A 24,408-nucleotide genomic window follows, 5' to 3' on the forward strand; every position below is an offset into this window, starting at 1 on the left:
CACTGGCGGCACCGCTCGGCCCGTCTCCGACGGGTGATCCCGAGCCTTGTCGAGTCGGGCTCTTCGATCAATGGCTAAGGTGTACCACGCGCCTGGCAGTCATAAGATGGCGTAAATTGCCGGGAGATGGACAATGTTGCGCCAGCCGTTGCCACCATTGTCGGCCCAGACCTCGCCCTGGCCGCTGCCGCTGAGCGGACGCCGGGTGGTGATTCCGCAGGCGGCGATCGCCACGCTGGAGACCCACCCGCTGTGCCGAGAGTGTCTGCCCCACGGGGTCGGCTTCTATCCCCACGCGGCCGGCCACCAGATGCAGCGCTCGGCACCGCGCGACCATCTGCTGATCTACTGTGAAGCGGGTTCAGGCATGGTGGAGTGCGCGGATAAGCTCTCTCCGGTGCGCGCCGGCGACGTGCTGCTGCTGCGCCCGCAGCGGGCGCATCGCTATCGTGCCAACCCGCGTGATCCGTGGACGATCTACTGGGTGCACCTGGGCGGCACGGCGGCGGCGGACTACTTCGATGCCATCGCCGACTCGCACGACGAGGTGTGCATCCCTATCGGCCACCACCCGCGGGTCGTCGCCGAGTGGGAGCTGCTGCTGTCGGTGGTGACGCGCTTTCGCACGCTGCCGCTGATCCACGCCGCCAATCAGCTCAAGGCGCTGCTGACCTACATCGCCCTGGTGCGCCATCAGCGCGAGGCTCGCCATGCGGCGCTGGATGTTGCCCGGGTCAACACCTGGCTGCAGGCGCACCTCGACCGCCGGGTGGAACTCGCCACCCTGGTCGACGCCACCAGCGAGCTGTCGCGCTGCCAGTTCATCCGCGAGTACAAACGCCAGACCGGGCAGAGTCCGATGCAGGCGTTCCAGCACTTCAAGATCAGCCGCGCCTGCTACCTGCTCGATGTCACCGCGCTCGGCGTGGGCCAGATCGCCGCCGACCTGGGCTACGACGACCCTTACCACTTCTCGCGTCAGTTCAAGAAGGTGATGGGCGTGGCACCCCGCGACTACCGCCGCGAGCGCGCCGCGCATTGAATGCCCCTGCTCATCACCAGCGCTCGAGCTAGGCTGGGCCGGCAACGCGCCGGCACGCACAAGTTTCGCAACAGGCGCCCTACATTAAATTTGCTTCAGGCCGATAAGCTGCTTCCTAGTAGTCGAACTTTAATTAGAAGTCAGGAAAGGAATCCGTGATCATGCACTGGCCAACTACCTCCAAGACATCTCAGACGATCTCCCGCCTGCTGACACAGCTCGAACTCGGTGAAATTCCGAGCTTCGGCAATGCCCGCGAGTCACGCCGCCTGGGCCCCATCGTCGAGCGCATCGCCGAGCTGATTGCCCGCGCCAGCGACAGCGGCGACACCGAGACCGCTGAGGCCTTGGCCCAGCTCCAGCAGCGCTTCGACCTGATCTGCGATGTCACCTCCGACGGCCTCTGGGACATGACCGTGCGCAACGGTAACGCCGCCGACCCGAGCAATCCGTTCCAGTGGTCGCAGCAGTTCCGCCGCCTGCTGGGTTTTCGCGATACCCAGGACTTTCCCAACGTGCTGGGCAGCTGGTCGGACCGGCTGCATCCGGAAGACAAGGCGCGCACCCTGGCGGCGTTCAAGGCCCACCTGGCGGACAGCAGCGGGCGTACGCCGTTCGACGTCAAGTATCGGCTCGCCACCCGCAGCGGCGATTACCGCTGGTTCCGCGCCCAGGGCGATACCGCGCGATGCCCACGGCGCGCCGCTGATCGTTGCCGGTTCACTGCGTGACATCCACGACCAGACGCTGCGCGAGGCCGAACTCGACAAGGTCGTGACCCGCTTCGAACTCTCGCGCGAGATGCTCAATGACGGCCTGTGGGACATGGAGGTGATCGCCGGCGACCCGGTCAATCCCAATAATCCCTTCTGGTGGTCGCTGCAGTTCCGCCGCCTGCTGGGATTCGAAACCGTGGAGGAGTTCCCGGACGTGCTGGAGAGCTGGTCGGGCCGCCTGCACCCCGAGGACAAGGAGGGCGCCATTCAGGCGTTCGGCAACCACTTGAACGACTACTCGGGGCAGACACCCTACGACATCACCTTCCGCCTCAAGTGCAAGAACGGCACCTATCGCTGGTGTCCGCGGGCGGGGACAGACCCGGCGCGATGCCGACGGCCGGCCGCTGCGTGTGGTCGGGGCGCTGGTGGATATCCATGCCCAGCACGAGCAGGCACTCATGCAGGAAGCACAGCAGGCGCAGCAGACCCGGCTGGAGCGGACCATCGGCAGCGTCGACGATATCGTCTCGACCATTCAACGCATCGCCGATCAGACCAATATCCTATCGCTCAATGCGACCATCGAAGCCGCCCGGGCGGGAGAGAGTGGGCGCGGGTTCGCGGTGGTCGCCAGCGAAGTGCGCAAGTTGGCCCAACGAGATCCACGACGCCACGCGGAAGGCACGCGAGTTGGTCAATCGTGCCACGACCGAGGATGGCAACGCAGCATCGTCCGCTGCCGCACTCACCCACGCCCGACCGGCCTAGAGATCGCCGAAGTAATGCTGCAGCAGCGTCAGTGCCACTACCGGGGCGGTTTCCGTGCGCAGGATACGCGGGCCGAGGGTGAGCGGCTGGAAGCCCGCGTGCTGCGCGGCGGCGACCTCGACGTCGGTGAGGCCGCCTTCGGGGCCGATCAGCAGCGCGGCGCTGTCGACCGCCTCTGCCTGGCGCCAGCTGTCGTCGGTGGCGGGGTGAAGCACTAGACGCAGGCGCTCGTCACGCGCGGCGAGCCAGGCGTCCAGCGTCTGCGGCGGGTGCACCCGTGGCACGCTCGCGCGCCCGCACTGCTCGCAGGCGCTGACCGCCACGCCCTGCCAGTGGGCGAGCTTCTTGGCCTCACGCTCTCCCTTCAAACGTACGTCGCCGCGCTCGACGTAGAGCGGGGTGATCGCCGCCACGCCCAGCTCCACCGCTTTCTGGATCGCATAATCCATGCGGTCGCCCTTGGAGATCGCCTGCCCCAGATGCACCGTCAGCGGTGACTCGCAGCGCCCGGAGTCGAGCGACTCGACGCGCGCGACCACCCGCTTGCGCCCGGCCTCGATCAGGCGGGCTTGGGCTTCGAGCCCGGCACCATCGAAGAGCTTGAGCGGCGCGCCCTCGCCCAGGCGCAGCACCAGCGCCACGTGGCGCGCGGCACCCTCGGGGCAGAACGACGTCGCCGCCGACCCGGAAGTCGGCGGCGACATGAATACGCGGCATGGCCATGGCGCGCTTACTGCGTGGTGTCTCTGGCCTGGGCGGCGCGCTGCTGCTTCTGAGCGTACATCGCCTCGAAGTTGACCGGCGCCAGCATCAGCGGCGGGAAGCTGCCGCGCCCGACCAGGCTATCGATGCACTCCCGCGCATAGGGGAAGAGCACGTTGGGGCAGAAGGCGCCCAGGGTGTGGTCGAGCTGCGCGCCGTCGAGGCCCGCGATACGGAACAGGCCGGCCTGCTCGACCTCGACCAGAAAGGCGGTGGCATCGTCTTCGTTGTTGGAGACCTGGGCGTCACCTTGACCACGACTTCGTAGAGGTCCTGGCCGACCGACTCGCTGGTGGTGTCCAGATCGAGACCGACCTTGGGCTTGAACGGCTGCTGGACACACGCGCGGGGAGTTGGGGGCCTCGAACGAGATGTCCTTCACGTAGATGCGCTGCAGGGAGAACTGGAGCTGCTGTTCCTGCGTGCCCTGCTGATTGTTGTCTTCCGCCATGGTGCGTTTCCTTTGGATGAGATCGGAGCGGTTGGCGTGTAGCCCGCGGACGGGCGCGTATCGGATCGGCTCAGCGCTTGACCACCGGCAGGCTGTCGGCCTGCCACTGGGCCATGCCGCCCTTGAGCTTGTAGACCCGCGAGAAGCCCGCCTGGCTCAGCTCGGTGACGGCGGCCGCCGAGCTCTGGCCATGTTGCAGACCACCACCACGGGCTGGTCCTTGTGCTTCTCCAACTGGCCCAGGCGCTCCTTGAGGCGGGCCTGGGGCACGTTCTTGGCGCCGGCGATATGGCCGGCCTTGAACTCGGCGCTGTCGCGGATATCGATGACGACGCATCTTCGCGGTTGATCAGCGTGGTCGCTTCGCTGGTGGAGACGCCGGAAGCGCTGCCCCGCTTGGCCTCGAACGCCAGCCACGCGAGCAGCACGACCAGGAAGGCGCTGACCAGCAGCGGATGATTTTCAACGAATTCGAACAACTGCTCGATCATGGGTCTGCCGACACTCTCAAGCGGGAATGCTGGGCCGGGAAGCGCCGGGCCGCAAGACGCGGCGGCGCGGCTCCTGGCGCGCGTGGCCAAGCGCTGGCGCGGCACCTGAACCAGGCAAAAGCACCACGCTGGCTGAAACTCACGGCCCGTTTCGGGCGCCGGCCATTATACACGAGGCGGCAGCCGAGACGAGGCGCACGCCGGTCGAGCCGATGCTGCGGGTGCGCTATCTCCCGTGGGTACGCTAGCTGCGAGGCTGGGGCGTGCCCGCCGCGCCGCCCTGCGTATCGTCATCCTGTGTGTTTTCCGTTCATCGATCTTACCGAGGCTTGTCATGGCAGAGACTTCCACGCCGCGCCCCGTGGCGCTCCTGATTCTCGACGGCTACGGCAGAACGACGATAGCGCCGCCAATGCGGTCGCCAGGGCCGAGTACGCCGGTGATGGATCGGCTCAAGCGCGACTACCCCAATACCTGATCCACACCGATGGCCCCTATGTCGGTCTGCCCGAGGGGCAGATGGGCAACTCCGAGGTCGGCCACAAACATCGGCGCCGGACGCATCGTACCAGGACTTCACCCGGATCACCAAGGCGATCGAGGATGGCGAGCTGGGTGAGATCGCGGCGCTGACCACGCCGATCGACGACGCCGTCGCCAATGACCGCGCGGTGCATCTGATGGGGCTACTCTCGCCGGGTGGCGTGCATAGCCACGAAGATCACCTGCTGGCGGTGGCCGAACTGGCCGCCGCCCGCGGCGCCAAGCGCATCTACCTGCACGCCTTCACCGATGGCCGCGACACTGCGCCCAAGAGCGCCGGCGCCTCGATCGAGCGTGCCAACGCCAAGCTGGCCGAGCTGGTCGGCGGCGACAACGGCTTCGTCGCCTCGCTGGTGGGCCGCTACTACGCCATGGACCGCGACAACCGCTGGGACCGGGTCGAACAAGCCTACCGCCTGGTGGCCTTCGGCGAGGCCGAGCAGGTCGCCGAGAGCGCCGAGGCGGGGCTGGAAGCGGCCTACGACCGCGGCGAGACCGACGAGTTCGTCAGCGCCACCGCGGTACGCCCGAACGGTGACAAGCTCGCCATTGCCGAGGGTGACGCCGCGCTGTTCCTCAACTTCCGTGCCGATCGCGCGCGCGAGCTGACCCGCGCCTTCGTTAACCCGGATTTCGACGGCTTCGACCGCGGCGAGCGGCTGACGCTGGCGGGTGAGGGGCTGGTGATGCTGACCCAGTACGCCGACGACATCGACACGCCGGTTGCCTTCCCGCCCAAGGATCTGGTCAACACCCTGGGCGAAGTCGCCGCCAGCCACGGGCTCAAGCAGCTGCGCATCGCCGAGACCGAGAAGTACGCCCATGTCACCTTCTTCTTTTCCGGCGGCCGCGAGGAGCCGTTCGACGGCGAGGATCGCGAGCTGATCCCCTCGCCCAAGGACGTCAGAACCTACGACGAGAAGCCGGAGATGAGCGCCTTTGAACTGACCGACACTCTGGTCGGCGCCATCGAAAGCGGCAAGTACGACCTGATCATCTGCAACTACGCCAACGGCGACATGGTCGGCCACACCGGCGATCTCGACGCCGCCACCAAGGCAGTGGAAGCGGTCGACGTCTGTCTTGGCAGGGTGGTCGAGGCGATCCAGAAGGCCGGCGGCGAGTGCCTGGTCACCGCCGACCACGGCAACGCCGAGCTGATGACCGACCCCAAGACCGGCAACCCGCACACGGCCCACACCACCTTCATGGTGCCGCTGGTCTACGTGCATCGGGAGGGCCAGAGCGACGCGGCCACACTGCAGACGGATGGCCGCCTGTGCGACCTCGCGCCGACGCTCCTGCACCTGCTGCACCAGCCGGTTCCCGAGGAGATGACCGGCAACGTGCTGATCAAGGGGGCCTGACGCGGGCATGGCGGCAGTGCAACGTGACACCGCAGGACCCCGGCGCTCGTGACGCGCGGGGGTCTGCGTCTGGGGGTGATCGTGCTGGCCGGCAGCCTGCTGCTGGCCGGTCCGGCGTGGGGTCAGGCCAACCCGCAGGAGGCGCGTGCGCGCCTCGATAGCCTGGCCACCGATATCGAGGCGCTGCAGGGCAAGCTCAAGCAGACCCAGGCGGCGCGCGGCGACGCCCAGAGCCAGCTCGAGACAGTGGAGACCGCGATCGGCGCGATCCACAAGCGCATGGACACGCTCCAGGACGAGCGTGGCGACCTCGACGAACAGGTCGCCACGCTCACCGCCCAGCGCCAGACCCTGGACGCCGAGCGCCACCGCCAGCGCCAGGCCCTGGCGCAGCAGTTCGATGCCTCTATCGGCTCGGCACCACGCCGCAGCTCAAGCTGCTGCTCAACCAGGACGATCCCGCCGAAGTCGATCGGCTGCAGCACTATCTCAATGCGATCTCGCAGGCGCGCCAGGCACGCCTTGAGAAGTTGCGCGATCTCAACCGTCAGCTCGACCAGAATCTGGCCGCGATCGACCAGCGCCGCCAGCGGCTCGATCAGGTGCAGCGCGATCTCGACCAGCAGCGTGAACGCCTGGCCAGCAGCCTGCGCCAGCGCCAGACGTTGGTCGCCAAGCTCGACTCGCGCTATGCCAGCGAGCAGTCGCGGCTGGATCTCAACCAGGACCGCGCCCACGTCGAGCGGCTGCTCGATCGCATGCAGCAGGAACTGGCCAAACTCAAACAGCCGCCGCCCTCGACCGCCATCCGCAAGACCCGTGGCGACCTGCCATGGCCGGTGCAGGGGCGCGTGCTCTCGAACTATGGCGACGGTGATGGGGTCGATCGCAACGGCGTGCTGATCGGTGCCGCCGCCGGCAGCGCGGTCAAGGCGGTGCATGCCGGGCGCGTGGTGTTCGCCAACTGGATGCGTGGCTTCGGCAACCTGCTGATCCTCGACCACGGCGATGGCGTGCTCACCCTCTACGCGCATCTGCAGCAATTCACGGTCAACCCCGGCCAGCAGGTGGCCAACGGCCAGACCGTGGGTGCAGTAGGCGACACCGGCGGTCAGACCCGCCCCGCGCTCTACTTCGAGGTGCGTCAGAACGGCGAGCCGATCAACCCCAACCGCTGGATGGCCAAGCGCTGAGCCCCTCTCTGGGCGCTACCTTTGCCATCCCTGGCAAAGGACCCTCACTTTCCCCCGGCGCCCATCGTCAGAGGGTTTCGAAATGGGCTCTTACGCCGCGTTAACATCCGCCCCGGGAGAGGCTATGCTGGGGTTATCAAACGCCGTTCCATCATCCGGCCAGTCGTATTGACGTAGCGCCGGGTGGCAGCCCCCGTCGGCGCCAGCGGCCCCTCATCCAGCCCGAGTCGCGGAGACCGCATGACACCCACCCGCCCGAATGCCCTGGCTCGTCGCCGGTGGCTCGCCCCCGCCGCCTGTGCCCTGAGCCTGGCCCTGGCCATCCCCGGTGCGGCGCTGGCCGCCGAACCGGCCGCGACACGCCAGCCCGCCGACGACGACCTGCCAGTCAAGGACGTGCAGACCTTCGCCGAGGTCTTCGAACGCATCAAGCGCGCCTACGTCGAGGAGGTCGACGACAAGACCCTGCTGCGCAACGCCATGCGCGGCATGCTCAGCCAGCTCGACCCACACTCGGAGTATCTGGATGCCGATGCCTTCGAGGCGCTGCGTGAAACCACCGAAGGCGAGTTCAGCGGCGTCGGCATCGAGGTCGGGCTGCGCGACGACCAGCTCACGGTGATCTCGCCGATCGACGACACCCCGGCGGCCAAGGCAGGTATCCAGCCCGGCGACCGTATCGTCGCCATCGATGGCACGCCCACCGAGAACCTGACGCTGCAGGAGGCGGTCGACCTGATGCGCGGCGAGCCCGGCAGCCACATCGAACTGACCATCCTGCGCGACAGCGAGCAGACGCCGCGCACCTTCGACCTGCAGCGCGAGTCGATCCAGTCGGAGAGCGTCACCCAGCGCGAACTCGAGCCCGGCTACGGCTATCTGCGCATCAGTCAGTTCCAGAGCCGTACCGGCGACCAGACGCGTCAGGCGCTCGCAGCGCTCACCGCCAAGGGGCCGCTCAAGGGGCTGGTGCTGGATCTACGCAACAACCCCGGCGGCGTCCTCTCCAGCGCCACCGAAGTCGCCGATCAGTTCCTCTCCAGCGGGCTGATCGTCTACACCAAGGGCCGCCTGGTCGACGACGACATGCGCTTCACCGCCCACCCCGCCACCCAGGCCCCGGACGTGCCGCTGGTGGTGCTGATCAACGGTGGCAGCGCCTCGGCGGCGGAGATCGTCGCCGGTGCGCTGCAGGATCAGCAGCGGGCGGTCTTGATGGGCACCCAGAGCTTCGGCAAGGGCTCTGTGCAGCAGGTGCTGCCGCTGGGCAACGGCGACGGCCTCAAGCTGACCACGGCGCGCTACTACACCCCCAGCGGGCGCTCGATCCAGGCCGAGGGCATCACCCCGGACGTGCGTGTGGTGCGCGGCCGGCTGGAGGTCGACGACACCCCCGGCTTCCAGCTGCGCGAATCCGACCTGCGCGGCCACCTGCAGAACGCCAGCCCCAGCGCGCAGCGCAACGCCCCGGAGACGCCCATCGCCGCCAACGACTATCAGTTGAGCGAAGCGCTCAACCTGCTCAAGGCGCTCAACGTGGTCAAACGCCCGGGCGCTGCGCCTGCCGCCGCGCCTGTGACCCCCTGAGCGGCACGCCGGCGCTCCCAGGACGGGTTATCTAGCAAGACGGCTGCCCATGGGCAGCCGCCTGATGACACACACTAACGACACCGCTGTGGCACGTCGCCATACTCGCCCAGGGCCTGGCGGATCAGCAGGCGCTTGAGCAGCGGCAGCCGGTCGACCCCGGAGAGCCCCCAGTTGCGCGCCAGCCGCAGCGCCGGCTGACGGCTGCCGAAGAGCCGCTGGAAACCCTGCATGGCGGCGAGCATCGCCGCGTTCTCGCCGCGCCGGCGCCGCGCATAGCGGGCCAGAATGCGCGGGTCGCCGGGCTCGGCCCCGCGCTGGCGGGCGCGAATCCACTCCTCGGCCAGTACCGCGGCGTCCATCAGCCCCAGATTGACCCCCTGCCCGGCCAGCGGATGCAGGGTGTGGGCGGCATCGCCGATCAGCGCCAGGCCCTCGGCGACATAGTCGCTGGCGTGGCGCTGCACGATGGGAAAGTGGGGTGCCGCATCGATCACTTCGAGCCGCCCCAGGCGCCCGTCGATGGCCCGTTCGAGCTCTCCGGCCAGCGCCGCGCGCCCGCTCTCCTGCTCGCCCAGCGCGGTGAGCCGGCGGGCCTCCGCCGGCGTGGTCGACCACACGATCGAACAGTGGTGCGCTGCGCCATCGATCGCCAGCGGCAGAAACGCCAGCGGGCCGCTGGGCAGGAAGACCTGACGCGCAGTGCCCGCATGGCCATGCTCGCAGCGTACGCTGGTGACCACTGCCGCCTGGCCGGTATCGCGGGCGGAGAGCGCGATACCGGCCAGGGTACGCAGCGGCGAGTGGGCTCCATCGGCGCCCACCACCAGCGGCGCGCGCCACTGCTCGCCGCTGTCCAGGGTGACCACCGCCTGCCCCGCCTCGCGGGTGTAGCCGGTCAGGCGCACACCGCGCAGGCAGGTGACCTGGGGCAGGGCCTCGAGCCGCGCCTCGAGCCCGGCGACCAGTAGATCGTTCTCGACGATGTGCCCCAGCGCCTCGACGCCGACGTCATCGGCATCGAAGCCGATCTCGCCGCCGCCCTCACCGTCCCACACCTGCATGCGGCGATAGGGCGCGACGCGCCGGGCGGCGACCCAGGGCCAGACGCCGAGCGACACCAACAGCCGCTGCGAGGCGGCGGTCAACGCGCTCACCCGCAGGGCCGGTGCGCCCTCGCCCGGCGGCGTCGCCCGTACGGCGGGCGGCGCGGCATCGAACAGCGCGACCCGCCAGCCGGCCTCGCCCAGCAGCAGCGCCAGCGTGGCGCCGACCATCCCGCCGCCGACGATCAGCACGTCGCTGGTTGGCTGTGTCATGTCGGATCTCCCGTCTTGCTCGTCGTCATCTCTCGAGCCCCATGGCCCGTCTCGCCACCATCCGCTTGAGCGGCGCGACGGCGTTGAGCCCACCCAACCCCAGCCCGCGTGCCTGCCCCATCAGCGGGTAGTTCAGGCCGAACAGCCGGATCAAGCCGTCGCTGAAGCGCACGATCTGGCGATAGTCGGCGCTGCGCCGCGCCTCGAACGCCGCCAACACGCTGGCATCCCCCGGCGCGCGCCCCTCGGCCCGGGCACGCTGGATCTCGGCGGCCAGGTCCATCACCCCACGCAGGGCGAGGTTGAAGCCCTGCCCCGCCACCGGGTGCAGCGCATGGGCGGCGTTGCCGAGCACCGCCAGGCCGGGGCGAATCGTCTCGCGCGCGGTGACCAGCGACAGCGGATAGGCGTGACGCTGGCCGACCCGCTGAAAGCGCCCGGCGCGATCACCGAAGGCGTGCTGCAGCCGGCTCAGAAAGGCATCGTCGGAGAGCGCCAGCGCGGCCTGCTCGGCGCCCTGCTCGAAGGTCCACACCAGCGTCATGCGCCGCCCCGAGAGCGGCAGCAGGGCGATCGGCCCTTCGGCGCTGAAGCGCTCGAAGGCCCAGCCCTGGTGCGCCCGGCTGGTCTCGACCGTGGCGATCAGCGCGCTCTGATCGTAGGCGTGGTGCGCGCTCTCGATCCCCAGGCGCTCCTTGAGGCCGGAGCGGCCACCGTCGGCGAGCACGGTCAGCCCGGCCTCCAGCCTCTGGCCGTCATCCAGGGTCAGCCGATAGCCTTCGGGGGTGGCGTCGAGCGCCTCGACCCGGGCCGGACAGTGCCAGTCGAGTGGCAGCTCGGCGAGCCGGCGGTGCAACACCCGGCCCATCCAGGCATTGGGGATCACATAGCCCAGCGCCTCGCTGCCGACGTCCTCGGCGTGCAGTCGGGTCACCCCCAACTGGCCGCGCTCGCTGATATGGATATGGCGGATCGGCGTGGCCTGCGCCGCCATGCCCTCGCCCTCGGCGGCAGACCACAGCGCCAGGCGCTCGAAATGGCGCCGCGAGCCGTAGGCGATAGCGCTGGCCCGCACGTCGAAGCTGGGCTGCAACGGCGCCGTCCGTGGCGGGCAGCGGCTGGGCCTCGACGATCGCGATGCGCAGCCCCGCCTCGCGGGCCAGCTCGCCCAGCGCGCAGGCCAGGCTGGCGCCGACCAGACCGCCGCCGATGATCGCCACGTCGACCTGCGCCGGTTGTGTCGCTTCACTCATGGGCACTCGTCTCCTCAGTACGGGCCGGTGCTGCCCGGCCTCTTCGTCACGTCCGGGCCGCCGCCATCAGCGCTTCGATCTCGTCGGCCGCCTTGGGCACGCCGGCGGTCAGCACCTCTCCACCACCAGCGGTCACCACCACGTCATCCTCGATACGAATGCCGATACCGCGATAGGCCGCGGGGATATCCTCGGCGTCGGGGATATAGAGCCCCGGCTCGATGGTCAGCACCATGCCCGGTTCGAGCGCGCGCGGCTCGCCGTCGACCCGGTAGCTGCCGACATCGTGCACATCCAGCCCCAGCCAGTGCGAGGTGGAGTGGAGATAGAAGCGCCGGTAGGCCTTGGACTCGATGCACGCTTCGAGCTCGCCTTCGAGCAGGCCCAGCGCCAGCACCCGGCGGTGAGATCGCGTACCACGCCGTCGTGGATTGCTTCCAGCGTAGTGCCCGGTGCGACCGCGGCCACGGCGCGCTCTTCCGCCGCCAGAACGACGTCGTAGAGGGCACGCTGGGCCTCGCTGAAGCGGCCGTTGACCGGAAAGGTGCGGGTGATGTCACCAGCGTAGAGATCGAACTCGGCACCGGCATCGATCAGTACCAGATCGCCGTCGGCGAGCCGAGCGGCGTTCTCGACATAGTGCAGCACACAGGCGTTGATGCCACCGCCGACGATGGTGCCGTAGGCGGGGGCGCGGGCGCCGTGCCAGGCGAATTCGTGCTCGATCGCCGCCTGCAACTGATACTCGAAGCGCCCTGGGCGGCTTTCACGCATGGCGCGGCAGTGGGCCTGGGCGCTGATCTCGGCGGCATGGCGCATCAGCGCCAGCTCGCTCTCGCTCTTGGTCAGGCGCAGCTCGTGGATCAGCGCGCTGACATCGACGAAGCCGCCCGGGGCCGCGCCGCCGCGTCGCGCGCGCGCCTGCAGCCGGGCGCGGATGCCATCGGCCAGCGTCATGGCGTGGCTATCCGCCAGCGGCAGGTAGAGCGTGCGCCGCCCTTCCAGCAGGTCGGCCAGATCGCCGCGACTGGCATTGTCGAAGGCCTGATCCATGCCGTAGTCGCGCACCGCGCCCTCGGGGCCGATACGGATGCCGGTCCAGGCCTCCTTCTCGGGATCCTTCTCCTGGCAGAACAGCAGCGCCTCGCCGGCTTCGCGGCCGGGCAGCAGCACCAGCAGCGCGTCCGGCTCGGGGAAGCCGCACAGATAGTGGAAGTCGCTGTGCTGGCGGAAAGCGTAGTCGCTGTCGTGGTTGCGGGCCTTGAGCACGGCGCCGGGCAGCAGCACCGCTGCGTCCTGCGGCAGCTCGGCCATCAGGCGCTCACGCCGGGCGGCGTACTCCTCCTGGTGATCGGGGCGGGCCCGGGGCGCAGGTTCTCTGTCGTCACGGCATCTTGTGTCGAACTCGCGGCTGTCGGCATGCTCTCTCCATGTGAGTGACGATCGTGCAGGGTGGCGGTCGCGTGGGATAGCGATCGTGCGGGCGTCTCAGTGCAGTGTCGGCGTGTCGTCGCTGCCGCTGGCGTCCGCGTCAGTCGAAGGGTCCTGGTCGCTCTGCTCGACCTGGGGCTGGCCGGGGTGCTGCTCGGTATACAGCAGCATCGCCGCCATCCGGGCGTGCTCGGTGAGCGCGAACAGGTCGTTCTCGTTCTCCGGGTCGTCGTCGATCTCGACCTCGATCGCCGCCAGTTGGCCGAGATCCTCGAGCGCCTCGCGCAGCGGGCTCGACCAGCGTTCGTAGGTCTCGCCATCAACTTCGTTGACCACTTCGGTGAAGCCCTGCACCCACTCCTTGAGCCCCTGGGCACGCTCGCCCAGCGAGAACAGCTCGTCCGGCAGCAGCGGCTCGAAGTTGAGCTCCGATGCCGCCAGCGCGTCCAGGGTCTGGCGGCGCCAGCCCAGCAGCACGTCGGCATCTTCGCGGCTCTCCGGCTGCTCGACGTTGAGCGCCAGGCTCACCTCCTCCAGCCAGCGCTCGGCGCTGAGGTCTTCGAGCGCCAGCTCGGCGCACAGTCGCCCGTCGAAGAAGGCCGGCGACTGCAGACTGCCGTGGGCCAGAAAGACATTGGCGACGGTGGAGAAATCGAGTTGCTCGTTGATGATCGACATGTCGGCATCCGTGGTGGCGCGCCGCCCTGTGGCCCGCGCCGGCAGCGCGTTGACCGGGTGTGGGCGGCTCTCTATAGTGGCTGGTCAATCGCGGCGCCAGCGGTGCCGGCGGCCATCAGCATAGCCGCTGACGTGCGAATCCCCCCATTTTACCCGATCGGTCTTCAAGGCCCACCCCGGAGCGAACCATGAGCGACACGTCTCGCCCGACCACCGAAGTGACCCTCTTGGGCAAACCCTACGTGATCGCCTGCCCGCCGGAAGAGCAGGAACAGTTGAAGCGCGCCGCGCGCTATCTCGACCGCGCCATGCACGGCATCCACTCCCGCGGCAAGGTGCTCGGCGCGGAGAAGATCGCGATCATGGCGGCGCTCAACATCACCCACGAGCTGCTCAGCGCCTTGGATGCCAACCGCGCCGGCGAACAGAGCTTGAGCGAACTAGGCGAGCGCCTGGAGCGTGCCCTGAGCGGTATCGGCAACGACACCCCGCAGGCCTCCCGCTGAGCCGGCAGCCCGGTCTTCGCCCCACCGGAGTCGATTGCGATTGGGCAACGCCGCCCCCTCTGCTACGATAGTGTCGTTCCCTGGGGTGTGCGCCAGTCGTTACAAGTCCCTCGAGCCTATGCGCAGTACCCAGGGGGCCAATAGCTAGGCAGGCCCGTGTGCATGTCCGCGCGACGGAAAGCCTAACGGCCTGCCTGCGGCCACCCACCTTGAACCAATGGGTTCAAGGGCCAGAACGACAGCGGCACTCTGGGGAACTCTGCTTGTCTTCGACGTCGATCACCAGCGCTTTCGATGACGGGTCCACCGCTGACGGACCCAATGCGCTTGCCCTCTCGGGCGATCGGCGTCGCCTGCGGCGCGATCTGCGCCGCGCCCGCCGCGCGCTGAGCCCACACCAGCAGCGCGTCGCCTCGCAGGCGCTGTGTCGGCGCCTGCGCCGGTTGCCGGAACTCCAGCGCGCCCGCCGCGTAGCGCTTTACCTGCCCAACGATGGTGAAATCGACCCCACGCCGCTGATCGCCTGGTTGCGCCAGCGTGGCGCTGAGGTCTATCTGCCGGTACTGCGCCCGCTGGTCGAGAACCGGCTGTGGTTCGTGCGCTACGACAGCGATACGCGTATGCGCCGCAACCGCTTCGGTATTGCCGAGCCGCACACCCGCTTCGGTGCCAGACGCCAGCGCCGACTGCCGGCCTGGGCGCTCGATACCGTGCTGATGCCGCTGGTGGGGTTCGATGGGGCCGGTGAGCGTATTGGCATGGGCGGCGGCTTCTACGACCGCACCTTCGCCTTCACCCGCCTGCGTCGCCCGGCGCCACGCCTGATCGGCCTCGCCCACGCCTGTCAGCGGTGTGACGGCGCTGCCAGTGGCTGCCTGGGACGTACCGCTGGATGCGATCGTCAGCGACCGCGAGGTTCTCCGCCCGCAGCGCACCAAGGGCACGAACGAAGACGGCCGGTAGCGCTCGAAACGCTACCGGCCGTCTTGCGATCAGTGCCCCCATCGGGCGATCACTGATCGGGCGTGTCTGGTCTATCTATTACTGCTCTATTTACTACTGCGGTCTATCTGCTCATCTGGCCTATCTACTCATCTGGCCTATCTACTAACCACTGTCTAATAGCTACAGACTACTGGCTATCGACTACTGACTGCGAGTGTACTATCCGCAAAGGCTACCCGCGGCCGTTACCCGCCGTCTTGCCATCTTGCCGTGTTGCTATAGCCTCAAGCGCCGAGCAGCGTCTGCGCGTACCCCGTCGCGACCACACCCACGCCGAAAATCAGTACCAGTGCCATGACCAGGTCGGGCTTGCGTTTCATTTCGACTCCCAGAGATTCGGTTCGGTCTCCGCCCCCGCGGCGACGCGCACGACTATAGGGTTAGGCTAAAAGCTTGACAAGACGCTTGCCAGGCAGACTGCCCCCTTTTTCGTTACCGAAGATTATCGGACGTTACTGAAAAAGGTTTAGCCCGAATTGACCCCGAAAAAGCGGCTATTTCATCGTCGTAAAAACGCCGCTGGCCTTATGCAGAGACCCGCGGCGTGAGAGATGGCGAAGGCAACGGGCCCGCGCGGAACGTTCAGGCCATGAACAGCCGGTAAGCGGTGTTATCAGTCTCTTTCCAGTAGCGGTAGCCGATCCGATCGAAGTGCTCCTCGGCGTGGGCCCGGTCACCATTGGGCATCTGCAGCCCGACCAGTACACGCCCATAGGCGGCGCCGTGGTTGCGATAGTGGAACAGCGAGATATTCCAGTCGGCGGGCAGATGGGTCAGGAAGTTCATCAGCGCCCCGGGGCGCTCGGGGAACTCGAAGCGGTAGACCTCCTCCGAGAATTCGACCTTGGGCCGGCCACCACCGAGGTGGCGAATATGCAGCTTGGCCAGTTCGTTGTCGGTGAGATCCTCGACCGGATAGTCCGCGTCGCGCAGCTTTTGGATCACCTCGGCGCGGTCCTCGCCACCCGGCTTGACCTGCACGCCGACGAAGATATGCGCGCGGTCGGCATCGGCGTAGCGGTAGTTGAACTCGGTCACCATGCGCCGCCCGATGGCGCGGCAGAACTGCTTGAAGCTGCCGGGCCGCTCAGGGATCTCGACCGCCAGGATCGCTTCGCGCTGCTCGCCGAGCTCGGTACGCTCGGCGATGTGCTGTAGCCGGTCGAAGTTGATGTTGGCGCCGGAGTTGATGCACAGCAGCGACTGGTCGCGCGCCTGGGTCTGCTGCACGTATTTCTTGAGCCCGGCCAGCGACAGCGCCCCGGAGGTCTCGGCGACCGCGCGGGTGTCATCGAAGGTGTCCTTGACCGCGGCGCACATCTCGTCGGTGTTGACGGTGATGACACCATCCACGGTGTGACGCAGGATCTCGAACGGCGCCTCGCCGATCTGGGCCACCGCGACCCCCTCGGCGAACACCCCGACCTGATCCAGCACCACCGCTAGCCGGCGTCCAACGCCGCCTTGAGGCAGGCCGAATCCTCCGCCTCGACGCCATAGACCTTGACCTCCGGGCGCAGGTACTTGATGTAGGCGGCGATCCCGGCCAGCAGCCCGCCGCCGCCCACCGGGACGAACACCGCATCCAGTGGCCCGGTGTGCTGACGCAGGATCTCCATCGCCACGGTGCCCTGGCCGGCGATGACGTCGTTGTCGTCATAGGGCGGAATATAGGTGTAGCCGTGCTCGGCGATCAGCGTCTTGGCGTGCGCCAGCGCTTCGCCGAAGGCATCCCCCTTGAGCACCACCTTGGCGCCCCAGCCGCGTACCGCCGCCACCTTGATCTCGGGGGTGACCCGAGGCATCACGATCACCGCCTTGACCCCCATCTGGCGCGCCGCCATCGCCAGCCCCTGGGCGTGGTTGCCGGCCGAGGCGGCGATCACGCCCTTCTCCTTCTGGGCCTCGTCGAGCTGTGCCATCTTGTTGTAGGCACCGCGAATCTTGAACGAGAACACCGGCTGCAGATCTTCGCGCTTGATCAGAATGCGATTGCCGAAACGGCGCGAGAGCGAGGGCATGGGCGAAATGGGGGTCTCCCGGGCCGCTTCGTAGACGCGGGCCTGGAGGATCTTCTTGACGATGTCTTCGAGTAGCATTGAGGTGTCCTGGCGTATCGCACCACGGGTGGCTGCCTGAGCGCGCCGCGGAGAGCCCGGCGGCGGCGATGAACGTGGCGGATCGACATTGTTAACAGACGCCAGCCCCGAGCGTCCAGCGTTAACAGATGCCCGCCCCGCGCGTCAGCGCCATCGGCAGCGCAGGCGGCTTGCTCTATACTGGCGGCTCTCTTTTGCCAGCCTGCCAGAGCCGACATGACCCAGGACGACCTCAAACGCGCGGTGGCCGCCGCGGCGCTCGAAGACATCGATAGCCTGCTGACGCCGGATGCGGTGATCGGCATCGGTACCGGCTCCACCGCCAACCACTTCATCGATCTGCTCGCCGCGCGGCGTCATGACTTTCGCGGTGCCGTGGCCAGTTCCGAGGCCAGCGCGCAGCGCCTGAAGGCCAACGGGATCGACGTGCTCGAACTCAACCATGTGGGCACGGTGCCGGTCTATGTGGATGGTGCCGACGAGATCGATGGCCGCCTGCGCATGATCAAGGGCGGCGGGGCCGCGCTCACCCGCGAGAAGATCGTCGCCGCCTGCGCCGAACGCTTCGTCTGCATCGCCGATGCCAGCAAGCGGGTCGAGGTACTCGGCGGCTTCCCGCTGCCGATCGAGGTGATCCCCATGGCGCGCTCCTACGTCGCCCGTGAGATGGTCAAGCTCGGCATTACACCGGTCTACCGCGATGGCGTGCTGACCGACAACGGCAACCGCATCCTGGATGGCTACGACAAGCTGTTCGACGAGCCGGAAGCGATGGAAGCGGCCCTCGATGCCATCGTCGGCGTGGTCACCAACGGCCTGTTCGCCAAGCGCCCGGCCGACGTGCTGCTGCTCGGCGGTGCTGCGGGGGTCGAGCGCTTCACCCGCTGAGACCGAATCAGAGCCGATTGGGACAGGCCAAATCGCGGTCATAGGCGACCAGATTGGCGCAGGTGACCTGCGCGATCTCGTCCAGCGCCTCGGCGGTGAAGAAGCCCTGGTGGCCGGTGATCAGCACATTGGGGAAGCTGGCCAGCCGGGCGAAGACGTCGTCTTCGATGATCTCAGCCGAGTGGTCGTGGAAGAACAGCTCGCTCTCCTGCTCGTAGACGTCGATCGCCAGCGCGCCGAGCTGGCGCGACTTCAGCGCGGCGATCACCGCCGGGGTATCGATCAGCGCCCCGCGCGAAGTATTGACCAGCATGGCACCGGGCTTCATGCCGTCCAGCGCGGCGGCGTCGATCAGGTGGTGGGTCGCCTCGTTCAGCGGACAGTGCAGCGAGACGATGTCCGAGCGCGCCAGCAGTGCCGCCAGCGGCACGCTTTCGCCGTAGGCCTCGAAGGCGGCCGCAGGGGCGGGATCGTAACCCAGCACCTCGCAGCCCAGCCCGTGCAGGATACGCGCCATGGCCAGGCCGATGCGCCCGCTGCCGACCACCCCGGCGGTCTGCCGTGCAGGGTGACCCCGAGCAGCCCGTCGAGGGCGAAATTGCCCTCGCGCACCCGGTTGTAGGCGCGGTGGGTCTTGCGGTTGAGGGTCATGATCATGGCCAGCGCGTGTTCGGCCACCGCCTCCGGCGAGTAGGCCGGCACCCGTGCCACGAATAGCCCGAGTCTTCGTGCGGCCACCAGATCGACGTTGTTGAAGCCGGCGCAGCGCAGCACCACGGCGCCCACGCCCTGGGCGGCCAGGGCCTCGAGCACGGCCGCCTCGAGGGCGTCGTTGACGAACACGCAGACCGCGTCACTGCCCGCTGCCAGCGCCACCGTCTGCCGGGTCAGGGCGACGGGCTGGTAGTGCCACTCGATCCCGGCGTCGGCGAAGCGGGTGGCGCCGACCTCGTCGAGAAAGCGACGGTCGTAGGGCTGGGCACTGTAGACGGTAACTCGCATGGCAACGCTCGCAGGGCAATCGAAGAGCCCCTATCGTAATCGATCCCCATGGCCTCACCAGTGACAGGACGCCGCAACCCGTGACCCGGCCTCTCACCCCGCTGCCGTTCACCCCACTGCCGCGCATCCGCCGTCCGGGCGACAGCTGCGCCTGGCCAGAGCGCCGCTCCTTCCCCCTGACCAAGCCTGATCGACAGCGATCAAGAACGTGACCTGAACGCGCTCACCGGTCGGCACGCCCAGCTGTTCCAGGCTGGACTAGCTACCCTCGAGGCCTCGGGATCTAGCTGACCCGAGAGCACCAGATACTTGTGCATCACCAAAAGCCCCAGCAGCAGCTCCTGGCGCGGGTCGCGAAACTGCGCGACATGGGCGTTGGCACGGCGCACGATCGCCTCGGCCTCGGCGGGATGGGCATCGTAGTAGGCCATCTGGGCTTCCATGTCGCTGCAGTCCTCCGCCAGCGGCACATAGTGCACGTAGGGTTCGAGCGTGCCTTCCATGAACCAGGTCTCGAAGCGCGGCGGCGGCATGAGACAGAGCGAGTTGGAGGCCAGAATCCACTTGAGGTTGGTCGCCACGTCCTTGCCTTCGAGGCTCAGCACGTAGCGATAGCGCAGCTGTTCATGGATCGACAGATAGGGTCGATAGTCGCGTTGCTGGCGGCGTTTGGGGTTGCTCTGGCCGATATCCATGCGCGGATGGTCACAGAACTCCCGCAGCACCGCGGCGCGATGCGCGTGGAAGCATTTGCCCCGCCACACCACGCCCGAACGCTTGTCGCGAAACGCCAGACGATCGTCGACGAATTGGAAATGGCGCACGCTGTTGAGCTTGAGCAGCACACCGTTGGCATTGCTGGGCGCGTGGCGCGACAGATCGGGCGGCTCTTGACCAGCGCGGGCCGCTCCGGCACCCAGGTGACGTCGCCAAAGCGGTAAGCGAAGCGATGCTGCGGGGCGAAGTGGCGCACGATCTGCTTGGCATCGAGATAGTAAGCGCCGCGCCGCTCGTAGCGGAAGTCGCCGACGGCGACCGCACCTTCGCCGGGGTCGAACGTCTCCCCCAGGCGATTGTAGTAGTCGACGCGCGCGGCGAGCCGCTGCCACTCGGCCTCAGAGAGCTGTGCCAACCACTGCGTCAGGCGCTGGCGATAGTACGCATCGGGGATCAGCAGGCGCGCGGCACCGGCAGTATAGAAGCGCAGCTTGCGGCTCTTGAAGCGGATATCCATCGGCGGCCACCGGCAGTGATTCCTAGTCGAAGACGATTGTCGAGGTCGGGCATGACAAGCGTCTGACAGGCATCACCCCGCGCAGCATTTCCGCGATGTGCGTCGAGCATTGCTGCGCGTCAAGAATTGATAGGCGTCCAAGAATCGTTGCTGGCGGTATCCGTCAGGTAGGCGGCGAGACGCTGGCGCGTGGCGGCCAGCGCACCGCGGTTGGCAGCGACCACCTGGCGGCCGGCAGCACCCAGCCGCTCGCGCCGCGGGGCATCGTCGAGCAGCGCCGCGACCGTCTGCCCCAGGGCCTCGCCATCGGCGACTTCGCAGCGCGCCTCATGCTCGGCCAGGGTATCGGCGATCTCACGCAGGTTGTCGAGGTGGGGCCCGCTCACCACCGCCACGCCGAGGGCGGCCGGCTCGAGCAGATTGTGGCCGCCGATCGTCACCAGCGAGCCGCCGACGAAGGCGACATCGGCGCAGCCGTAGAGCTTGATCAGATCGCCCATGGTATCGCCCAGCAGCAGCGTGGTTTCGGCGCCCACCCGGGCGCCACCACTGAGCCGCACCAGGCGCTCGCCGGCGGCCTCGCACAGCTCAGCCACGGCCTCGAAGCGCTGGGGGTGACGCGGCACCAGGATCAGCAGCGCCTCGGGAAGCTGGCGCCGCACCCAAGCGTGGGCGGCGAGCACCTGTTCATCCTCGCCGGGATGGGTGGAGCCGGCAATCCAGACCGGTCGCGGCCCCCAGCGCTGGCGCAGACGCCGGCTGGCCGCCAGCACGCTTTCGTCGACATTGAGATCGAACTTGAGCGCGCCGGTCATCGCCACCGCCTCGGGACGCGCCCCGAGGGCCCGGAAGCGCTGGGCATCGCTGGGCGACTTCGCCCCGACCCAGTCGAGCGGCGCGAGCATGCCGCGGCACAGCGCGCCGAGGCGCCGATAGAGCCGGAAGGCACCGGGGCTGAGGCGCGCGTTGGCCACCGCGACCGGCACGCCGCGGCGGTAACAGGCCGCCAGCAGGTTGGGCCACAGCTCGGTCTCGGCGATGATCGTCAGGCGCGGATTGATGCGCGCGACAAAGCGCCGGGTCGCACCGGGGAAATCGAGCGGCAGGAAGTGGTGGCGCACGCGGTCGCCGAAGGTCTGCCGCAGCTGCCGGGCGCCGGTGGCGGTCATGGTGGTGACGATCAGGGCGTGGTCGGGGTAGTCGTCGAGCAGGGCGCGAATCAGCGGGGTGGCGGTGACCACCTCGCCGACCGAGGCCGCATGCAGCCAGATGCAGCGGCGAGCGCCCACCGCGGGCACATAGCCGAGCCGCTCGCGGCGCGGGTGAGTGGGTAACCACTCACGCCAAACCCGCCACCAGATCAAGGGTGAGAGCAGATAAAGCAGCAGCGAGTAGAGCCGCCGCGCCAGCCCGGAAGACATCGCCGCTCAGCGCTCGCGGTCGAGAATGGTATCGATCATGGTGGTGGTCGAGACACCGTCCTCGAATCCTAGCACGCGCACCTCGCCGCCGTTGGCGATCACCGCTGCACCGCCGGCGATCTGCTCGGGCAGGTAGTCGCCGCCCTTGACCAGCAGGTCGGGCAGCACCGCCTCGATCAGCCGCGCCGGGGTGTCCTCGGCAAAGCCCACCACCCAGTCGACCGCGGCCAGCCCGGCCAGCACCTGGGCGCGGCGCGGTAGGTGTTGATCGGCCGCTTGGGCCCCTTGAGACGGGCCACCGAGGCGTCGTCGTTGACCGCCACGATCAACCGATCACCGAGCTTGCGCGCCTGCTCCAGATAAGCCACGTGGCCGGCATGGAGAATGTCGAAGCAGCCGTTGGTCATCACCACCTTCTCACCCCGCGCCTGGGCCGCCCGCACCGCGGTGATCAGCGGCGCTTCGGCGATCACGCCGAACTCGGCCAGCTTGTCGCCGTGCAGCGCAGTGTAGAGCTCGGCCACCGAGAGCACCGCGGTGCCCGGCTTGGCCACCACCAGCCCGGCGGCCAGATTGGCCAGCATCACCGCCTCGCCGAAACCGTGCCCGGCGGCCAGGGCCAGCCCCAGCACACCGATCACGGTGTCACCAGCGCCGGTCACGTCATAGACCTCGCGCGCATGGGTCGGCAGATGCAGCGGCGCGTAGCCCTCACGGATCAGCGTCATGCCGCGCTCGCTGCGGGTCACCAGCAGCGCTTCGAGGGCCAGCTCCGCGCGCAGGCGCTCGCCCTTCTCGGCCAGCTCGGCGTCACTGGCACAGGGGCCGACGATCGCCTCGAACTCGCCGAGGTTGGGGGTGATCACGCTGGCGCCACGGTAGCGGGTGAAGTCGCTGCCCTTGGGGTCCACCAGCACCCGCTTGCCCGCCGCCCGTGCCGTGGCGATCAGCTGCTCGACCCGGTTGAGGCTACCCTTGCCATAGTCGGAGAGAATCACCACGTCAGCCTCGGCCAGCGCCTGCTCGACCTGGGCGCCGAGCGGTGTGGTATCGACGTTCCACAGCGGGCTCTCGAAATCGAGACGGATCAGCTGCTGGTTACGGCTCATCACCCGCAGTTTGGTAATCGTCGGTACTTCTGGGCTGCGCTGAAAGTGAGTGCTCACATTGGCAGCATCCAGCGCGCGTTCGAGACGCTCGGCGTTGTCGTCATCGCCGACCACGCCGGCGAGACTCGCCCGCCCACCCAGCGCCGCAATATTGAGCGCCACGTTGGCCGCCCCGCCCGGGCGATCGTCGGCCTCTTCCACCTTGACTACCGGCACCGGTGCCTCGGGCGAAATGCGCGACGTGCCGCCATGCCAGTAGCGGTCGAGCATCACGTCACCGACCACCAGCAGACGCGCGTGCTCGAGCTGGGAAAGATCGACCTTCATGCGTTGGGCTCCCTATCGTCCTGAGCCACCGGCCCCTCCTCGGGCCGGTGAATCCCGCCATCATCCCGATTCGTCGCGGTCTCCGCCAGCAGCCGATCCAGTTGCCCGACCACATCGTCGAGGGTGATCAGGCTCATGGCGTCGGCATGACGCACGCGGGTACCCCAGTTCACCGTCTCCGGGCTCTGGTGCAGATAGTGCGCCAAGGCATCGGGGTAGCGATCGACGACGTGGCGACGCCAGCAGTATGGTGCGGCGCGATCCGGATTGGTGGTGGCGTAGAGCCCGAGCGTCGGCGTGCCCAGGGCATTGGCCATGTGCACCGGGCCGGAGTCAGGCGCGATCACCGCGCGGGCGCGGTCGAGCAGCGCCAGCAGCCCCTTGAGCGAGGTGCGGCCGATCGCATCGACGATCTCCACCTGCGGGCAGAGACGCCGAATCTGCTCGCCCATCTCGCGCTCCTGGGGGCTACCGCCGCCGCTCAACACGCTGACCAGACCGTGGCGCTCCCAGGCATGCGCGATCACCGCGGCATAACCTTCGGCCGACCAGTTGCGGAAATTACGCAGCCGCGGATTGGCGCACGGACTGATCACCAGATAGGGCGCTTCACCGCTGAGGCGGGCGGCCTCGGTATAGGCGGTGTCGGGGACCGGCAGCGACCAGTCGAGCGAGGTGTCCTCGACCCCCAGCAGACGGGCGAAATCCATGAACGACTCGAGTACGTGAGCGCGCGGGTGCGGCGCCAGCTGGCGCTGGGTGAACCAGTGCTGCCAATCCTTGGCCCGCGCCTTGTCGTAGCCCACGCGCAGATCACATTTCAGCCCCAGCGACAGCACGCTGGCTCGCAGCGCCTGCTGCATGTGCAGCAGCACGTCGAAGCGCGTGCCGCGCAGTTGGCGCCAGATCTGGCGCATGCCGCCGAAGCCGGTAGCCTTGTCGTAGACCACGAACTCGACGCCGGAGAGCCCCTCGAGCAGCGCGTGCTCGGTCTTGCCCACGATCCAGGTGATGCGCGCATCTGGCCACTGGCGCTGCAGGGCACGCACCGTGGGCACCAGATTGCACACATCGCCTAGCGCCGATAGGCGCAGAATGGCGATATGGCGGGGATGTGCCGGGAGGGAGTGTTTCATGTGCGGGATCTATCCGAGCCTGATCATCCCATCAGTCTAACAGAAGCCGCTTTCCGGTTTCGTGTATGATTGGAGTA

The 24,408-nt window shown here is 68.1% G+C and carries 16 protein-coding genes, 1 other RNA gene and 10 pseudogenes; 13 read left to right on the forward strand and 14 right to left on the reverse strand.

Annotated features, from left to right (window positions below):
- Positions 1–133: 133 nt before the first annotated feature.
- The 4 genes and pseudogenes from CN538_RS06635 to CN538_RS20880 form a co-directional block, all read left to right on the forward strand.
- Complete coding sequence (locus CN538_RS06635; protein WP_106418927.1) at positions 134–1,042, forward strand: AraC family transcriptional regulator; 909 nt, start codon at positions 134–136, stop codon at positions 1,040–1,042.
- 161 nt (positions 1,043–1,203) lie between these two features.
- The gene (locus CN538_RS20870) at positions 1,204–1,773 is read left to right on the forward strand and encodes a PAS domain-containing protein (RefSeq protein WP_129591312.1); all 570 of its coding nucleotides are present in this window, start codon (positions 1,204–1,206) and stop codon (positions 1,771–1,773) included.
- 94 nt (positions 1,774–1,867) lie between these two features.
- Positions 1,868–2,062, forward strand: a pseudogene (locus CN538_RS26025) (PAS domain-containing protein); the annotation flags it as partial.
- 157 nt (positions 2,063–2,219) lie between these two features.
- Positions 2,220–2,417: pseudogene (locus tag CN538_RS20880) on the forward strand (methyl-accepting chemotaxis protein); the annotation flags it as partial.
- Between the two features lie 108 nt (positions 2,418–2,525).
- Here CN538_RS20880 and CN538_RS06645 read toward each other — a convergent pair.
- From CN538_RS06645 to CN538_RS06655, 3 genes and pseudogenes are all read right to left on the reverse strand, one after another.
- Positions 2,526–3,246 (reverse strand): annotated as a pseudogene (locus tag CN538_RS06645) (16S rRNA (uracil(1498)-N(3))-methyltransferase).
- Positions 3,247–3,259: 13 nt separating this feature from the next.
- Complete coding sequence (secB, locus tag CN538_RS06650) at positions 3,260–3,742, reverse strand: protein-export chaperone SecB (protein WP_106418929.1); 483 nt, start codon at positions 3,740–3,742, stop codon at positions 3,260–3,262.
- A 70-nt stretch (positions 3,743–3,812) separates the two neighbouring features.
- Positions 3,813–4,233: pseudogene (locus tag CN538_RS06655) on the reverse strand (rhodanese-like domain-containing protein).
- Positions 4,234–4,567: 334 nt separating this feature from the next.
- Between CN538_RS06655 and CN538_RS25025 the strand changes: the two are divergent.
- The 4 genes from CN538_RS25025 to CN538_RS06670 all read left to right on the forward strand — a co-directional run bounded on the left by CN538_RS25025 (position 4,568) and on the right by CN538_RS06670 (position 8,923).
- Entirely contained in the window at positions 4,568–4,711 is a 144-nt protein-coding gene (locus CN538_RS25025) for a hypothetical protein (RefSeq protein WP_340638281.1), read from the forward strand.
- Between the two features lie 142 nt (positions 4,712–4,853).
- Complete coding sequence (gene gpmI / locus CN538_RS06660; protein WP_340638321.1) at positions 4,854–6,143, forward strand: 2,3-bisphosphoglycerate-independent phosphoglycerate mutase; 1,290 nt, start codon at positions 4,854–4,856, stop codon at positions 6,141–6,143.
- A 530-nt stretch (positions 6,144–6,673) separates the two neighbouring features.
- Positions 6,674–7,336 (forward strand): murein hydrolase activator EnvC family protein, encoded by a 663-nt coding sequence (locus CN538_RS22215; protein WP_242495614.1) that lies wholly within the window; start codon positions 6,674–6,676, stop codon positions 7,334–7,336.
- 240 nt (positions 7,337–7,576) lie between these two features.
- Positions 7,577–8,923 carry a S41 family peptidase gene (locus CN538_RS06670; RefSeq protein WP_106418930.1) on the forward strand — a complete coding sequence of 449 codons (1,347 nt, stop codon included), beginning with the start codon at positions 7,577–7,579 and terminating at the stop codon, positions 8,921–8,923.
- Between the two features lie 74 nt (positions 8,924–8,997).
- Here the strand turns inward: CN538_RS06670 and CN538_RS06675 are convergent, their stop codons facing one another.
- From CN538_RS06675 to CN538_RS06690, 4 genes and pseudogenes are all read right to left on the reverse strand, one after another.
- Positions 8,998–10,242 (reverse strand): UbiH/UbiF/VisC/COQ6 family ubiquinone biosynthesis hydroxylase, encoded by a 1,245-nt coding sequence (locus CN538_RS06675; protein WP_106418931.1) that lies wholly within the window; start codon positions 10,240–10,242, stop codon positions 8,998–9,000.
- Positions 10,243–10,267: 25 nt separating this feature from the next.
- A pseudogene (gene ubiH / locus CN538_RS06680) lies at positions 10,268–11,495 on the reverse strand (2-octaprenyl-6-methoxyphenyl hydroxylase).
- A gap of 46 nt (positions 11,496–11,541) precedes the next feature.
- Positions 11,542–12,809: pseudogene (gene pepP / locus CN538_RS06685) on the reverse strand (Xaa-Pro aminopeptidase).
- 174 nt (positions 12,810–12,983) lie between these two features.
- Entirely contained in the window at positions 12,984–13,604 is a 621-nt protein-coding gene (locus CN538_RS06690; RefSeq protein ID WP_106418932.1) for a UPF0149 family protein, read from the reverse strand.
- 188 nt (positions 13,605–13,792) lie between these two features.
- Here CN538_RS06690 and CN538_RS06695 point away from each other — a divergent pair, with 188 nt between their 5' ends.
- The 3 genes and pseudogenes from CN538_RS06695 to CN538_RS06705 all read left to right on the forward strand — a co-directional run bounded on the left by CN538_RS06695 (position 13,793) and on the right by CN538_RS06705 (position 15,073).
- Positions 13,793–14,110 carry a cell division protein ZapA gene (locus CN538_RS06695; RefSeq protein WP_106418933.1) on the forward strand — a complete coding sequence of 106 codons (318 nt, stop codon included), beginning with the start codon at positions 13,793–13,795 and terminating at the stop codon, positions 14,108–14,110.
- A 74-nt stretch (positions 14,111–14,184) separates the two neighbouring features.
- Positions 14,185–14,370, forward strand: a non-coding RNA gene (gene ssrS, locus CN538_RS06700) — 6S RNA.
- Between the two features lie 93 nt (positions 14,371–14,463).
- Positions 14,464–15,073, forward strand: a pseudogene (locus tag CN538_RS06705) (5-formyltetrahydrofolate cyclo-ligase).
- 624 nt (positions 15,074–15,697) lie between these two features.
- On the opposite strand, the pseudogene ilvA reads toward CN538_RS06705, so the two are convergent.
- Positions 15,698–17,214 (reverse strand): annotated as a pseudogene (ilvA, locus tag CN538_RS06710) (threonine ammonia-lyase, biosynthetic).
- Between the two features lie 216 nt (positions 17,215–17,430).
- Here ilvA and rpiA point away from each other — a divergent pair.
- Complete coding sequence (rpiA, locus tag CN538_RS06715; RefSeq protein ID WP_106418934.1) at positions 17,431–18,102, forward strand: ribose-5-phosphate isomerase RpiA; 672 nt, start codon at positions 17,431–17,433, stop codon at positions 18,100–18,102.
- 7 nt (positions 18,103–18,109) lie between these two features.
- Here the strand turns inward: rpiA and CN538_RS25030 are convergent, their stop codons facing one another.
- The 3 genes and pseudogenes from CN538_RS25030 to CN538_RS06725 all read right to left on the reverse strand — a co-directional run bounded on the left by CN538_RS25030 (position 18,110) and on the right by CN538_RS06725 (position 19,949).
- Positions 18,110–18,649 carry an NAD(P)-dependent oxidoreductase gene (locus tag CN538_RS25030; protein WP_340638282.1) on the reverse strand — a complete coding sequence of 180 codons (540 nt, stop codon included), beginning with the start codon at positions 18,647–18,649 and terminating at the stop codon, positions 18,110–18,112.
- Positions 18,650–18,774: 125 nt separating this feature from the next.
- Positions 18,775–19,104: pseudogene (locus tag CN538_RS25035) on the reverse strand (2-hydroxyacid dehydrogenase); the annotation flags it as partial.
- Positions 19,105–19,304: 200 nt separating this feature from the next.
- Entirely contained in the window at positions 19,305–19,949 is a 645-nt protein-coding gene (locus CN538_RS06725; RefSeq protein ID WP_164999523.1) for a glycosyl transferase family 90, read from the reverse strand.
- Between the two features lie 104 nt (positions 19,950–20,053).
- Between CN538_RS06725 and CN538_RS20250 the strand changes: the two genes are divergently transcribed.
- Positions 20,054–20,404, forward strand: a complete 351-nt coding sequence (locus tag CN538_RS20250) for a hypothetical protein (RefSeq protein ID WP_164999524.1) — start codon at positions 20,054–20,056, stop codon at positions 20,402–20,404.
- A gap of 53 nt (positions 20,405–20,457) precedes the next feature.
- Here the strand turns inward: CN538_RS20250 and waaA are convergent, their stop codons facing one another.
- The 3 genes and pseudogenes from waaA to CN538_RS06740 all read right to left on the reverse strand — a co-directional run bounded on the left by waaA (position 20,458) and on the right by CN538_RS06740 (position 24,331).
- Complete coding sequence (gene waaA / locus CN538_RS06730; RefSeq protein WP_106418936.1) at positions 20,458–21,759, reverse strand: lipid IV(A) 3-deoxy-D-manno-octulosonic acid transferase; 1,302 nt, start codon at positions 21,757–21,759, stop codon at positions 20,458–20,460.
- Between the two features lie 6 nt (positions 21,760–21,765).
- Positions 21,766–23,195, reverse strand: a pseudogene (hldE, locus tag CN538_RS06735) (bifunctional D-glycero-beta-D-manno-heptose-7-phosphate kinase/D-glycero-beta-D-manno-heptose 1-phosphate adenylyltransferase HldE).
- Positions 23,192–24,331 carry a glycosyltransferase family 9 protein gene (locus CN538_RS06740; protein WP_106418937.1) on the reverse strand — a complete coding sequence of 380 codons (1,140 nt, stop codon included), beginning with the start codon at positions 24,329–24,331 and terminating at the stop codon, positions 23,192–23,194. Before CN538_RS06740 ends, hldE begins: the two are co-directional and overlap by 4 nt.
- Positions 24,332–24,408: the final 77 nt, after the last annotated feature.

Origin of the sequence: Salinicola tamaricis, assembly GCF_003006155.1 — a bacterium.
GTDB classification, from domain to species: Bacteria; Pseudomonadota; Gammaproteobacteria; order Pseudomonadales; family Halomonadaceae; genus Salinicola; species Salinicola tamaricis.